Origin of the sequence: Streptomyces sp. NPDC048606 (assembly GCF_040650855.1) — a bacterium.
In the GTDB taxonomy this organism is placed as follows: domain Bacteria; phylum Actinomycetota; class Actinomycetes; order Streptomycetales; family Streptomycetaceae; genus Streptomyces.
Genome location: NZ_JBEZIB010000018.1, coordinates 1 through 12,420, shown reverse-complemented (window position 1 = coordinate 12,420; position 12,420 = coordinate 1). Strand labels below are relative to the sequence as shown.

Below are 12,420 nucleotides of genomic sequence, written 5' to 3'. Positions count from 1 at the left end.
CGATCTTCATGAGCGCGACCCCGCACCGGCCCGTCCACCTCGCCGTCTACGACACCTACGCGGACTGGGAGACCGGCCACACCACCGCCCACCTCACCCAGCGCGGCTACGAGGTCCGCACGGTCGCCGGCGACGCCGACCGGCCGGTCACCACCATGGGCGGCGTCCGCGTCCTGCCCGACCTGGCGCTCGCCGACCTGCGCCCCGAGGACTCCTCGCTGCTGATCCTGACCGGCGCCGCGCTCTGGGACACCGGCGACGACCTCGCCCCCTTCGCGGAGAAGGCCCGCGAGTTCCTGGCGGCCGGAGTGCCGGTGGCGGCGATCTGCGGAGCCACCGCCGGACTCGCCCGCGCCGGCCTGCTCGACGACCGCCCGCACACCAGCGGAGCCTCCTTCTACCTCGCCGGCCAGCCCGGATACGGGGGCGCCGAGCGGTACGTGGAGGCCGACGCGGTCACCGCGGGCGACCTGATCACGGCGGGCCCGACCGAGCCGGTGGCCTTCGCCCGGGAGGTCTTCGCCCGACTCGGCGTCTACAAGCCGGACGTGCTGGACGCCTGGTACCGGCTGTTCCACGACTCGGACGCGAGCGCGTTCCCGGTGCTGATGGCGGCGGCGGAGGCCGGCGATGCCTGACCCGCTCCCGGCGGGGGAAGGGCTTTCCGGGGAAGGGCTCACCGGGGAAGGGCTCTCCGTACGGGCCCGGCAGGACCTCCTCAGCCGTACCGCGCTCGGGGTGTTCCACCTCAACGGCCGGTTCCTCGCGATCTCGGAGGAACTGGCCCGGCCGGCCGGCCTGACGGCGGCCTGGTGGCAGGTGCTCGGCGCCGTACTGCGCGAACCGCTGCCGGTGGCGGGCATCGCCCGCTCGATGGGCATCACCCGCCAGAGCGTGCAGCGCGTCGCGGACCTGCTGGCGGCCAAGGGGCTCGCCGAGTACGTCCCGAACCCGGCCCACCGGCGCGCGAAGCTCCTGCGCCCGACGGAGGCGGGCCGGGCGGCCATCGCCCGCGTGCACCCGGGCCACGCGGCGCTGGCCGCGCGCCTGGCGGAGGAGCTCGGCGAGGCGGCGTTCGCGCAGACCGTCCACACTCTGGAACGGTTGTCGGCGGCCCTCGACGCCATCGAGGCCCCCGGTGGGGAACCGACGCCCTGAACCGGAATGTGTCGAAGTCAATAAGCCTGCAAGCAAAGCTTGTTGCGCGAAACGGCCCCGTCGCACACTGCGGCACATGGAGCCGTTGAAGGTAGTGGCACAACTGTGGGAGCGGATCGAGGCACGCGACTGGGACGGCGTGGCCGGGCTCGTCGCCGAGGACGCGGTCATCGAATGGCCGGTCAGCGGTGAACGCATCGTCGGCAGGGCCAATTTCATCGCCGTCCTGAGCGACGAGGGCGAGGCCCGCGCCCCGGGCACGGGTCCGGGGCCCGGTCCGGGCGCGGGGCCGGGGCCGGGGCCGGGCGCGGGGCCGGGGCCGGGCGCGGGCGCGGGGCCGGGGCCGGGCGCGGGGCCCGGCCCCGAGGATCGGACGGCCGGAGGATCGGTCGAGGTCCTGCGGATCCTCGCCGACGGCGACCTCGTCGTCTCCGAGGTGGAGATACCCGAGGAACACGTCGTCTACCGGGGTCTTTCCCTGTGGACCGTGCGCGACGGCGAGATAGTCGGCGGCCGGGAGTACTGGACCAGCCCCGGCCAGGACCCCGCCCCGCGCTGGCGGGCGGGCTACGTCGAACCCCTGGTGGCAGACTGAGCCGCGTGCTCACCCAACTCCTCGCGGCGACCGGTGTCCTGGCCCTCCTGACCCTCGTACCCGGGCCCGACATGGCCGTCGTGACCCGCCGCGCCGTCTCGCGCGGACGCGGCGACGGGCTGCGCACCGTCGCCGGCATCGCGGGCGGCCTGCTGCTCTGGGGCGCCCTGACCGTGGCCGGGCTCGCGGCCCTGCTCGCCGCCTCCGCCGAGGTGTACACGGCGGTGAAGCTGGCCGGCGCGGCGTACCTGTGCTTCCTCGGGATCCAGTCCCTGCGCCGACCGGGCGCGCCGGCGGAGCCCTCCGCGCGGAGCCGCTCCGGGGACGGGGACGGGGGCGGGGGCAGCGGATGGCGGACCGGTCTGGTCAGCAACGCCCTCAACCCGAAGATCGCCGTGTTCTACACCGGCCTGCTGCCGACCCTCGCGCCGCCGGGACTGTCCCCGGCGGCGGGCATGGCCGTGCTCGTCCTGGTCCACGTCCTGCTGACACTGGCCTGGCTGGGCACGTACGTCTACGTCCTGACGCGCGCCCGGCGGTTCTTCGCGCGGCCGCGCGTCCGCCGGGCGATGGACCGGGTGACGGGCGTCGTGCTGATCGGCTTCGGGGTGCGCGTGGCCTCGTCCACGGCCTAGCTAGGTCCGGTCGGCGAGGAGCCGGTCCAACTCCTCCGCGATGGCCGCGCGCAGGCCGTCGTGGCGGGGGGCGAGCGCGTGCCGTTCGCCGCGCCAGCACTCCTCGTCCTCGTAGAGCCAGACCGGCATCCGGACGAGGTCGGCGGGCTCCCAGTCGTAGCGGGGCCAGATGTGGGCGTGGAGGTACGGGTCGGTGTTGCCGAGGATCTCGATGTTGACGCGGCGGAAGGCCGGGTCGAGGCGCGCGCAGGCCCGCTCGACGGCCTCGGCGAGGCGCTCCAGGTCGGTGAGGTAGGCGATCCGACGGGCCGGCGGGAGGTCCGAGAGCCGGGTCACGGCCGGGTCGTCGGTCAGCAGGACGGTGTAGCCGGGCAGGAACTGGCGGTCCCCGATGGCGGCGAATCCCGCGTCGAGGCGGCGCAGGACGGTGGGGTTGAGCCCGCGGTGCGCGCTGCCTATGCGGTCGTTTCTCCAGTCGGTCGCGTTCATCCCGGGACCCTAACGGACCGACGGAGTGTGGCGGGGGGTTGGTCGGCCGGCTCTCAGGTAGCGGGTGTCATACCTGAGAGCCATTCACGAAGGCCGCTCCGCAGCGGGACGCCGACGAGGGGGGCCACTTCCTAACTTCGTTGTCGGATCGGGTGCTCGACCGCCCGGGACCGAGGACGAGGGAGAGGGACCCGGCCATGACCAGCACGAGCAGCCCCATCGACACCGGCACCGGCGCGGTCGCCGACACAGGCGCCGGCACGGGCACGACCACCGGGCGGAGCACCACCCGCATCGGCACGGGGCGTCACGGGCGCACGGTCCGGGGTCTGTTGGCCGCTCTGGTGGCGGCGGCCGTCGTCGTTCCCGTCTCGGCCGCCGCGTCCCCCCGGGTGCCCGCGCCCGCGCCGGCCGTCCTCGCCGCATCCGCCGACGCGCCGAGCCGTTACGCGGCCAACCTGGCCAACCTCGGCGAGGCGGAACGGATGGCGCGCGACGCGGGCCGCGCCGGCCGCGCCGAGAGGCTCAGGGAGATGGCCCGCGCCGGGCAGGGGCCGGGCGGGGCGCCCGCGCGGTTCCTTGCCTTCGACGGGCGGGGCGGGGGCCGGGCCGTCGAGGTGTTCGGCGATCTGGACACCGCCGACCGGATCGCGGTGCTGATACCCGGCTCGGACACCTCGCTGGACACCTACGGGCGCTTCCGCGCCGGCGCGGCCTCCCTCCAGGAGCGGCTGCGGGCCGAGCACCCGCGCTCCGCCGTCGTCGCCTGGCTGGGGTACGACACGCCCGGCACCGTCAGCACCACCGTCCTGACGGCGGCCCGCGCCGACCGCGCGGCCCGCGAACTGGGCCCGTTCCTGACCGGTCTCCAGGGGTTGACCCGTGCCGACGCCCGGTTGTCGCTGCTGTGCCACTCGTACGGATCCGTGGTCTGCGCCCGTACGCCGACGCCCGAGCGGGTCAGCGACATGGCCCTGTTCGGCAGCCCGGGCACGGGCGCCGAGCGGGTCTCCGAGCTGGCGACCCGGGCCCGGGTGTGGGCCGGCCGGGGCGGCGGCGACTGGATCGGCGGCGTCCCGCACCTGCGGCTCGGCGGGATCGGCTTCGCCACCGATCCCGTGGACCCGGCCTTCGGGGCCCGCGTGTTCGACGCCGCCGACGCCGGCCACAGCGACTACCTGAAGCCGGGCACCACGTCCCTCGACAGCCTGGCCCGCATCGTCCTCGGCACCACCCCGGAGGCCTCCCGTGCGTGAGCTCCGCGCCTGCTGGTCCGCCCTCGCCGACCGCGTCGAGAGTGCCACCCCCGCACACCGGGACCGCACCCTGGACGCCCTGCGGGCCCTCGCGATCCTCGGGGTGGTGTTGGGCCACTGGCTGGTGACCGCGCTCACCGAGGTCGACGGCGCCCTCCAGGGGGCGAGCCCGCTGGCCCGGATGCCCTGGTTGGCCCCGGTCTCCTGGGTGTTCCAGACCCTCGCCGTGTTCTTCCTGGTCGGCGGGTACGTCGCCACCCGCGGGTACGGGGCGGCGCGGGCGCGCGGGGTCTCGTACGGGGCGTGGGTGGGGCAGCGGCTCGGGCGGCTGTTCCGCCCGGTCGCGGCCGTGGTCGCGCTGTGGGCGGTCGTGGCGGGGGGCCTGCTGCTCGGCGGTGCCTCGTTCGACACCGTCCGGACCCTGCTCAGGCTGGTGTGGTCTCCGTTGTGGTTCCTGCTGGTGTTCGCGGCGCTCACGGCCGCGACCCCGCTCGTCGCCCGGCTGAACCCGCTGTGGGCGGTGGCCGTGGTCGCCGGGGTCGATGTGTGGCGCTTCGGCTTCGCGGGCCCCGAGTGGATCGGCTGGGTCAACGTCGCCGCCGGTTGGCTCGTCCCCTACGCGCTGGGCGCCGCCTGGTCCCGGGGCGCCTTCGGGAGCCGCCGGCCGGTGCTGCTCCTGCTCGTCGGCGGGGTGGTCGCGACCGCCGCGCTGATCGTGTGGGGCGGGTACCCGGCGTCGATGGTCGGTGTTCCCGGCGCGGCGGTCTCCAATCTCAACCCGCCGACCCTGGCCGCCGTCTGCTTCGGTCTGGCCCAGTGCGCGCTGGCCCTGGCGGTCCGCGCACCGCTGGCCCGGGCGATGCGCCGGCCCCGCACCTGGGCGAAGGTGGCCCTGTTGAACCTGTCCGCGATGACCGTCTTCCTCTGGCACCAGACCGCGATGATGGCCGTCACCGCCGTGGGACTGCTGTTCGGCGGGGGCCTGCCCGGACTGCACACCGCACCGGACTCGGCGGGCTGGATCCTGTCCCGGCTGCTGTGGCTGCCCGTGTTCGCCGCGGCCCTCGCCGTCTGCTGGTCCGCCTTCCACACCCAGGAGAATCCCCGTGCCCGTGGCCGTCGTTCCTCGCGGATCGTGGTGGGCGCGCAGGTCCCGGCCCCGCGTGGGCCGCATGCTTCCCTCCCCGTCCCCACGGCCGGAAAGCCAGAGGTGAGCCGTGCTTAGGCTGACCCGTGTGACCGAGCCGCGCCCGCCCCTGACCGAAGCGAACCCGAACCCGATCGCCTCCGGCGCCGGCGCCGTGCTGCGCGAACTGCTCACGCTGCGACGGGACCCGCTCCCCCGCATGTCGCGGCCCCGCCGGCTGGCCCGCCTGCCCCACGTCCTGGTGGTCTACGCGGCCGTCTTCTTCGGCTTCATGACCAACCTGCAGTTCAGCGAGCACTACGACGTGGGCGGTGAGGTCCCGCTGGTGATCGCGGTCCTCACCGGTGCCTCGATCGTGCTGGCCATGTTCCGACCGGTGGCCGCCTGGTGGCTGGGCCTGCTGGGGGCGGCCGTCACCGCCGCGGTGATCCACGAGAACGTGGGTCCGGGACAGACCTGGCCGTGGATGCCCGGCGGTTTCGTCGCCTTCGCCCCTCTGATCCTGCTGCTGGCCCTGCGGGTGCCGGCCCGGGTGACCATCACGGCCGTGGGGATCACCATGGGCCTGACCGGCCTGGCCGAGATCCTCGCCCGACCGGAGCGGAGCGCCACCTCGTTCTTCACCGCCGGCCTCCTCTTCGGCTTCACCGGACTCCTCGGGTACGCGCTGCGCGCGGTGCGCCTCACCCGCGGCCAACTCGTCGTCCAGGAGACCCTGACCGAGGAGGAGCGGGCCCGGCGCACCCTGCTGGAGGAGCGCAGCCGCATCGCCCGCGAGCTGCACGACATCGTCGCCCACCACATGTCGGTGATCTCCATCCAGGCGCAGGTGGCCCCGCACCTGGTGGAGAACCCCTCCGAGGAGCTGAAGGAGAACCTGGCGGGCATCCGGGAGAACGCCCTGGAGGCGTTGACGGAGCTGCGGCGGGTGTTGGGGGTGCTGCGTTCCGAGCACTCCGCGGGGGCGGCCGGACCGGACCATCCCCACCATCCACAGCCCACGCTCGCCGAGCTGGAGGGGCTCGTGGACAACGTGCGCGGTGCGGGACTGTCGGTGACCACCGAGATCTCGGGCGACCGCCGGCCCCTGGCCCCGGGTACCGAGCTGACCGCCTACCGGATCGTGCAGGAGGCGCTGAGCAACTGCCTGCGGCACGCGCCGGGGTCGCGGGTGGAGGTGGGCATCGCGTACGGGCCGCGCGAGCTGCACCTGTGCGTCGCCAACACCGCCCCGACGCTGCCGGTGCCCCCCACGCCCGGAGCGGGGCACGGGCTGCTCGGCATGCGCGAGCGTGCGGGCATGCTGGGGGGCGAACTGGCGACCGGTCACCGCCCCGGTGGCGGGTACGAGGTGAGCGCCGTACTGCCGATGGACCCGCCCGACGGTTCCCGTACCGAGACGAAGAAGGACGTATGAGTGCTCCGATCAAGGTGATGATCGCCGACGACCAGATGATGGTCCGGCAGGGATTCACCGTCCTGCTGAACGCCCAGCCCGACATCGAGGTGGTCGGGCAGGCCGTGGACGGGGCGGACGCGGTGGAGAAGGTCTCCGTCCTCGCGCCGGACGTGGTCCTGATGGACATCCGCATGCCCGGCATGGGCGGCATCGAGGCGACCTCCCACATCACCGCCCTCCCCGGGTCGGAGGTGAAGGTGCTGGTGCTGACCACCTTCGACCTGGACGAGTACGTGTACGAGGCGCTGCGGGCCGGTGCCTCGGGCTTCCTGCTGAAGGACGCCTCCGCGGACCAGCTGGCGGAGGCGGTACGCGTCGTGGCCGCCGGTGAGGCCCTGCTGTCGCCGAACATCACGAAGCGGCTGATCACCGAGTTCTCGCGGATGGGGGCGCCGCGCGCGCCCTCGAAGGCGCGGATCGACGAGCTGACGGAGCGGGAGACGGAGGTGCTGTCGTTGATCGCCCAGGGGTTGTCCAACATGGAGATCGCCCGGCACCTGATCGTGGCCGAGCAGACCGTGAAGACGCACGTGGGGCGGATCCTGGTGAAGTTGGGGCTGCGGGACCGCACCCAGGCGGCGGTGTTCGCCTACGAGACGGGGCTGGTCCGTCCCACGGGCTACTGATCACCCGCGTAGTCCTTGAGGGGGACCTCGAAATCTCCCCAATACCGCCGACGCGGACGACGAGGGCCTCGACCTACGGTTTGGGTATGAACCAGACGACCACCGGGGCGAGCCCCCGACCACCGGAATTGCGGCTGGCGTCGGGCCTGATGCAGCGCCTGCGGGCCGACCTCGTCGACGACGCCTTCGCCTACCGCCCGTTGGCCCCGTTGCGCGTGGACGGGCCGCTGATCCGCAGGCTGCCCCGGTGGATACGGCCCAAGGCCGTCTACCTTCCGCACGCGTTCGTCGCCGTGACGGCCTTCCTGGTGGCCTGTCTCGCCACCGCGCAGAGCACCTTCTCCGGGCCGCCCCTGGAATACGCGATCATGGGGGTGCTCGCGGCGGCTCCGGTGCTGATGACCCTGGTGCGGCCCGTGGGGGCGTTCTGGTCGATGCTGGCCGTGACCACGGTGCTGTCGCTGTTCGTGGACCGCAGTCTGATCTGGCCCTGGTCGCCCAGCACGTTCCTCGGCCACCTGGCCGTCGTGACCTTCGTGGCCCTGCGGCTGCGGCCGCGGGCGGCGGGCTGGATGTGGCTCATCACGGTGTTGTACGGGGTCACGCTGCCGCTGATGCTCGGCCAGGGGCTCGGGTCGGCCACGATGGCCTTCTTCTCCGGTGTGTCCCTGCTGGTGGTGACGGTGCGCAACACCCGTCGGGAGGCGCGGGCGGAGGTGAGTGCCCAGCAGGTGGTGACGGCCTTCGAGCGGGACCGGCGGACGCTGCTGGAGGAGCGGACGACGATCGCGCGGGAGTTGCACGACGTGGTCGCGCACCACATGTCGGTGGTGGCGATCCAGGCCGAGGCGGCTCCGTATCGGGTGAAGAACCCGCCGCCGGAGCTGGAGGCGGCGTTCCTGACCATCCGGGAGAACGCGGTGGCGGCGCTGACGGAGCTGCGGCGGGTGCTGGGTGTGGTCCGCTCGGCGGACTACGAGGCGCCCGACGCCCCACAGCCGACGCTGGCCTCGTTGGACGGGCTGCTGACCAATGTGCGGGAGGCCGGCCTGAGCGTGGACAAGACGGTCACGGGCGCGGTGCGGGAGCTGCCGCAGGGCGTGGAGCTGTCGGCGTACCGGATCATCCAGGAGGCGCTGAGCAACAGCCTGCGGCACGCGCCGGGCGCGCCGGCCGGGGTCGAGGTGTCGTACGTGCTGGGTGGTCTGGGGATACGGGTCGTCAACGGTCCGGCGGTCGGTGACGTGCCGCCCTCGCCGGGCGCGGGACACGGGATCACGGGGATGCGGGAGCGGGTGGCGATGCTGGAGGGCGAGATGACGGCCGAGGCGACGGACGCCGGCGGCTACGAGGTGTCCGTGTTCCTCCCGGTGAGGGGCCTTGTGAAGGGGGACGAGGGGTCGGTATGACGATCAGGGTGTTGATCGTCGACGATCAGATGATGGTCCGTGAGGGCTTCTCGGTCCTGCTGAACGCGATGGAGGGGATCGAGGTCGTCGGCGAGGCCGTCGACGGCCGGCAGGCCCTCGACCGGGTCGCCGCCCTCCGGCCGGACGTGGTGCTGATGGACATCCGGATGCCGGAGATGAACGGCCTGGAGGCGACCCGGCAGATCGTGGCGGGTGACTCGGACGCGAAGGTGCTGGTCCTGACGACCTTCGACCTCGACGAGTACGTGTACCAGGCCCTGCGGGCGGGGGCGTCGGGGTTCCTGTTGAAGGACGCCTCGGCCCGTCAGTTGGCCGACGGGGTGCGGGTGGTGGCGTCCGGGGAGGCATTGTTGGCCCCTTCGGTGACGAAGCGTCTGATCGTCGAGTTCTCGAAGCTGTCGCAGGCCCCGAGACTCGCGGATCCGGCGGGGGTGACCGAGTTGACGGAGCGGGAGACGGAGGTGCTGGTCCTGATCGCGCAGGGCCTGTCGAACGCGGAGATAGCGGACCGGCTGGTGGTCGCCGAGTCCACGATCAAGACCCATGTGAGCCGGATCCTGGTCAAGCTGGGCCTGCGGGACCGTACGCAGGCGGCCGTGTACGCCTACGAGACGCGGTTGGTGATCCCGCAGTAGGCCCTGCCATCCGCCGCCACCCGCCGGCGTCCACCGCCGCTCCACGGGATGCCACCGGGACGCGGCCTAAGGTCGGGGGATGCGCTTTGATCCTTGGGACGCGGCGTTCGTCGCCGATCCGTATCCGGCCTATCGGGAGTTGCGGGAGCGGGGGCGGGTGGTGTGGGCGGAGGCGACAGGGCAGTGGTTGGTTCCGCACCACGCCGATGTCAGCGCCCTGCTGCGGGACCGTCGGCTGGGGCGGACCTATCTGCACCGCTTCACGCACGAGGAGTTCGGGCGGCAGGCCCCGCCGCCGGAGCACGAGCCCTTCCACGTGCTCAACGACAACGGTCTGTTGGACCTGGAGGATCCCGCGCACGCGCGGGTGCGTCGGCTGGTGTCGAAGGCCTTCACCCCGCGGATGGTGGAGCGGCTCGCGCCGGCCGTGGACCGGCTCGCGCGCGAACTCGCGGCCGGTCTGCGGGCGGAGGGCGGCGGCGACCTGCTGACGGCGGTGGCCGAGCCGCTGCCGGTGGCGGTCATCGCGGAGTTGCTGGGCGTGCCGGAATCGGACCGACCGTTGTTGCGGCCCTGGTCGGCGGACATCTGCGGGATGTTCGAGTTGCGTCCGAACCCGGAGACGGCCCGGCGGGCGGTGGTGGCGAGCGTGGAGTTCAGCGCGTACCTGCGGGCCCTGATCGAGGAGCGTCGGGCGCACCCCGGGTCCGATTTGATCTCCGGCTTGATCGCCGCCCACGATGAGGAGGGCCGGCTCAGCGAGCAGGAAATGATCTCCACCTGCGTCCTGCTGTTGAACGCCGGGCACGAGGCGACCGTCAACACGACGGTGAACGGCTGGTGGGCCCTGTTCCGCAATCCGGAGCAGCTCGCGGCCCTGCGCGCGCACCCGGGGGTGCGGGAACCCGAAAAGTTGTCCACAGCTGTGGATGAACTTCTGCGTTACGACACTCCGCTCCAGATGTTCGAGCGCTGGGTGCTCGACGACGTCCGCATCGGCGACACGGTCATCCCGCGCGGAGCCGAACTCGCACTCTTGTTCGGTTCCGCGAACAGGGACCCGGCCCGTTTCACGAACCCGGACGTCCTGAACCTCACGCGCGCCGACAACCCGCACGTCGGCTTCGGCGCCGGGATCCACTACTGCCTGGGCGCCCCGCTGGCCCGCCTGGAGCTGGCCTCCTCCTTCGCCGCCCTCCTCGATCCCGACCTCCCGCCCCTGCGGCTGGTGCGGGAACCGCGGTGGCAGGAGGGGTACGTCATCCGGGGGCTGCGCGAGCTGCTGGTGGAGTGTTGAGCCTGCCGGGGCGGACGCGCCGGTCGGGGCGGTCCCGTCAGCAGGTGGAGTGGAACAGCCCGCCGACCCGGCGGGCGCCGGCCAGTTCGTTGTAGAGCGCGACGGCCTCCCGCGTCCCCTCCACGTGGAACTCCACCCCGGCCGCCCGGAGGAGCTCCAGGGTCTCCGGGGCCACGCCGAGGCGCAGGTCCATGCCGCGGCTGAGGACGATCACCTCGGCGCCCCGCTCCAGCAGGTCGCGTACGTCGCCCGGTCGGATCCCGGGCGCGTGCCGGGTGCCGTGCTCGGCCCAGTCCCACGGCCGGCCGCCGCCCGGGTACAGCGCGAAGTCCTTGGCCGGGGCGAGCCCCTCGACCTCCATCAGGCCCCACTCCAGCGCGGTGACACGGGGCGAGCGGAGCCCGGGGCCGAGGCCGGGGTCCACGCCGGGGCCGAGGCCGGAACCGAGGCCGGCGTCCGCGCCCGGGCCGGGGGAAGCTTCATGATCGGTCATGGCCCCAGCGTGCCGGCCGCCCCGCCCCCGGTCGACGCCCTTCCCACACGGCGGGACGATGGACGAAGGGGTCACGGGGCGGGGGGAACGCGGCACGTCACGCCGAAGGACTGATCATGTTCCAGGACAGCAAGGCTTTCAGCGGCTTCTCGGTCGACGACCTCGACGCGGCACGGGCGTTCTACGGCGACACCCTGGGCCTGCGGGTCTCCGCCGACGACGGCATGCTCTTCCTGCACCTCGCCGGCGACACCACGGTCCTCGTGTACCCGAAGGAGGACCACGTGCCGGCGAGCTTCACGATCCTCAACTTCCCCGTGCCCGACGTCGAGCGGGCGGTGGACGCCCTGACCGCGGCCGGTGTCCGCTTCGAGCGCTACCCGGGCTTCGACACCGACGACAAGGGCATCGTGCGCGGCGGCGAGGAGGGCCCGACCATCGCCTGGTTCAAGGACCCCGCGGGCAACGTGCTGTCCGTCCTCGAACCGATGTGAGCCGGCCCCGGCCCCGCGCGGACCCGCGTGAGCCCATGTGAGGGGCGCACCGGCGAGTGCGGTCGCGGGGGCGCGGGAGCCCTGCCTACGTGGGCGGAGCAGTCCTGAGCAGTCGGACGCCACCTCCCCCCACGCAGGAAGGCCCTCCCATGGCCGACAGGTCCACCAAGCCCGCCATCGTCCTGGTCCACGGTTTCTGGGGCGGCGCCGCCCACTGGTCCAAGGTCGTCACCGAGCTCCACCGCCGCGGCTTCGGCGACCTCCACGCCGTAGAGAACCCGCTGACCTCGCTCGCCGACGACGCCGAACGCACCCGCAAGATGGTCCGCCAGATCGACGGCCCCGTCGTGCTCGTCGGCCACTCCTACGGCGGCGCGGTGATCACCGAGGCCGGCGACCTGCCCAACGTCGAGGCCCTCGTCTACGTCGCGGCCTTCGCCCCCGACGCCGACGAAAGCCCGGGGGGGCATCACCCAGAAGCTGCCCCCCGCCGCGTTCGCGAACATCGCGCCCGACTCCGACGGCTACCGCGCCGGCTTGGCGCGCGAAGCCTCACAGCCGGGCCAGGTCACCGACCTGATCGAGGCCGCCGCGAACGAGACCTCCGGCCGCTAGGGCCTGTCGTCAAACTCCTGCCTGCCCCGCGACGCCTGGCACGCGCTCTCGCCGCACCGGGCGAAAGACCGAGTACGACCGGTACACGTGC

The 12,420-nt window shown here is 73.2% G+C and carries 15 protein-coding genes; 13 read left to right on the top strand and 2 right to left on the bottom strand.

Features of this window, described 5'->3' with window-relative positions:
• The first annotated feature begins 8 nt into the window (after nt 1–8).
• The 4 genes from AB0D01_RS20230 (at nt 9) to AB0D01_RS20215 (ending at nt 2,388) form a co-directional block, all read left to right on the top strand.
• Complete coding sequence (locus tag AB0D01_RS20230) at nt 9–638, top strand: DJ-1/PfpI family protein (protein ID WP_363057083.1); 630 nt, start codon at nt 9–11, stop codon at nt 636–638.
• Nucleotides 631–1,158 carry a MarR family transcriptional regulator gene (locus tag AB0D01_RS20225; RefSeq protein WP_363057081.1) on the top strand — a complete coding sequence of 176 codons (528 nt, stop codon included), beginning with the start codon at nt 631–633 and terminating at the stop codon, nt 1,156–1,158. Before AB0D01_RS20230 ends, AB0D01_RS20225 begins: the two co-directional genes overlap by 8 nt.
• Nucleotides 1,159–1,234: 76 nt before the next feature.
• On the top strand, nt 1,235–1,753 hold the full coding sequence (locus AB0D01_RS20220; RefSeq protein WP_363057079.1) for a nuclear transport factor 2 family protein: 519 nt from the start codon (nt 1,235–1,237) through the stop codon (nt 1,751–1,753).
• A gap of 5 nt (nt 1,754–1,758) precedes the next feature.
• Complete coding sequence (locus tag AB0D01_RS20215) at nt 1,759–2,388, top strand: LysE family translocator (RefSeq protein WP_363057077.1); 630 nt, start codon at nt 1,759–1,761, stop codon at nt 2,386–2,388.
• Here the strand turns inward: AB0D01_RS20215 and AB0D01_RS20210 are convergent, their stop codons facing one another.
• Complete coding sequence (locus tag AB0D01_RS20210; protein ID WP_363057075.1) at nt 2,389–2,877, bottom strand: diadenosine tetraphosphate hydrolase; 489 nt, start codon at nt 2,875–2,877, stop codon at nt 2,389–2,391.
• Between the two features lie 197 nt (nt 2,878–3,074).
• On the opposite strand from AB0D01_RS20210, the gene AB0D01_RS20205 reads away from it, so the two are divergent.
• The 7 genes from AB0D01_RS20205 (at nt 3,075) to AB0D01_RS20175 (ending at nt 10,727) form a co-directional block, all read left to right on the top strand.
• Nucleotides 3,075–4,133: an alpha/beta hydrolase gene (locus AB0D01_RS20205; RefSeq protein ID WP_363057073.1), complete on the top strand. Its 1,059-nt coding sequence runs from the start codon at nt 3,075–3,077 to the stop codon at nt 4,131–4,133.
• A complete protein-coding gene (locus AB0D01_RS20200; protein ID WP_363057071.1) occupies nt 4,126–5,358 on the top strand; it encodes an acyltransferase in 1,233 nt (410 codons plus the stop codon). Before AB0D01_RS20205 ends, AB0D01_RS20200 begins: the two co-directional genes overlap by 8 nt.
• A gap of 10 nt (nt 5,359–5,368) precedes the next feature.
• Nucleotides 5,369–6,697 carry a sensor histidine kinase gene (locus AB0D01_RS20195; RefSeq protein WP_363057069.1) on the top strand — a complete coding sequence of 443 codons (1,329 nt, stop codon included), beginning with the start codon at nt 5,369–5,371 and terminating at the stop codon, nt 6,695–6,697.
• Complete coding sequence (locus tag AB0D01_RS20190) at nt 6,694–7,365, top strand: response regulator transcription factor (protein WP_363057067.1); 672 nt, start codon at nt 6,694–6,696, stop codon at nt 7,363–7,365. Before AB0D01_RS20195 ends, AB0D01_RS20190 begins: the two co-directional genes overlap by 4 nt.
• 86 nt (nt 7,366–7,451) lie before the next feature.
• Nucleotides 7,452–8,774, top strand: a complete 1,323-nt coding sequence (locus AB0D01_RS20185; RefSeq protein WP_363057065.1) for a histidine kinase — start codon at nt 7,452–7,454, stop codon at nt 8,772–8,774.
• Nucleotides 8,771–9,430 carry a response regulator transcription factor gene (locus AB0D01_RS20180; protein ID WP_363057063.1) on the top strand — a complete coding sequence of 220 codons (660 nt, stop codon included), beginning with the start codon at nt 8,771–8,773 and terminating at the stop codon, nt 9,428–9,430. The genes AB0D01_RS20185 and AB0D01_RS20180 overlap by 4 nt, the downstream gene beginning before the upstream one ends.
• Before the next feature lie 79 nt (nt 9,431–9,509).
• Complete coding sequence (locus tag AB0D01_RS20175; protein WP_363057061.1) at nt 9,510–10,727, top strand: cytochrome P450; 1,218 nt, start codon at nt 9,510–9,512, stop codon at nt 10,725–10,727.
• Between the two features lie 37 nt (nt 10,728–10,764).
• Here the strand turns inward: AB0D01_RS20175 and AB0D01_RS20170 are convergent, their stop codons facing one another.
• On the bottom strand, nt 10,765–11,220 hold the full coding sequence (locus AB0D01_RS20170) for an Mth938-like domain-containing protein (protein ID WP_363057059.1): 456 nt from the start codon (nt 11,218–11,220) through the stop codon (nt 10,765–10,767).
• Nucleotides 11,221–11,336: 116 nt separating this feature from the next.
• On the opposite strand from AB0D01_RS20170, the gene AB0D01_RS20165 reads away from it, so the two are divergent.
• Together AB0D01_RS20165 and AB0D01_RS20160 are read left to right on the top strand one after the other, a co-directional pair.
• Nucleotides 11,337–11,714 (top strand): VOC family protein, encoded by a 378-nt coding sequence (locus tag AB0D01_RS20165; protein ID WP_363057057.1) that lies wholly within the window; start codon nt 11,337–11,339, stop codon nt 11,712–11,714.
• Between the two features lie 149 nt (nt 11,715–11,863).
• The coding region (locus AB0D01_RS20160; RefSeq protein ID WP_363057055.1) for an alpha/beta hydrolase at nt 11,864–12,420 on the top strand (557 nt) is incomplete at its 3' end.

Bases quoted from the DNA above. Each gene is read 5' to 3' on its own strand.
- AB0D01_RS20170 (WP_363057059.1), bottom strand. From the start codon at position 11,220: ATGACCGATCATGAAGCTTCCCCCGGCCCGGGCGCGGACGCCGGCCTC.
- AB0D01_RS20225 (WP_363057081.1), top strand. From the start codon at position 631: ATGCCTGACCCGCTCCCGGCGGGGGAAGGGCTTTCCGGGGAAGGGCTC.
- AB0D01_RS20230 (WP_363057083.1), top strand. From the start codon at position 9: ATGAGCGCGACCCCGCACCGGCCCGTCCACCTCGCCGTCTACGACACC.
- AB0D01_RS20210 (WP_363057075.1), bottom strand. From the start codon at position 2,877: ATGAACGCGACCGACTGGAGAAACGACCGCATAGGCAGCGCGCACCGC.
- AB0D01_RS20175 (WP_363057061.1), top strand. From the start codon at position 9,510: ATGCGCTTTGATCCTTGGGACGCGGCGTTCGTCGCCGATCCGTATCCG.
- AB0D01_RS20185 (WP_363057065.1), top strand. From the start codon at position 7,452: ATGAACCAGACGACCACCGGGGCGAGCCCCCGACCACCGGAATTGCGG.
- AB0D01_RS20220 (WP_363057079.1), top strand. From the start codon at position 1,235: ATGGAGCCGTTGAAGGTAGTGGCACAACTGTGGGAGCGGATCGAGGCA.
- AB0D01_RS20165 (WP_363057057.1), top strand. From the start codon at position 11,337: ATGTTCCAGGACAGCAAGGCTTTCAGCGGCTTCTCGGTCGACGACCTC.
- AB0D01_RS20205 (WP_363057073.1), top strand. From the start codon at position 3,075: ATGACCAGCACGAGCAGCCCCATCGACACCGGCACCGGCGCGGTCGCC.
- AB0D01_RS20190 (WP_363057067.1), top strand. From the start codon at position 6,694: ATGAGTGCTCCGATCAAGGTGATGATCGCCGACGACCAGATGATGGTC.
- AB0D01_RS20180 (WP_363057063.1), top strand. From the start codon at position 8,771: ATGACGATCAGGGTGTTGATCGTCGACGATCAGATGATGGTCCGTGAG.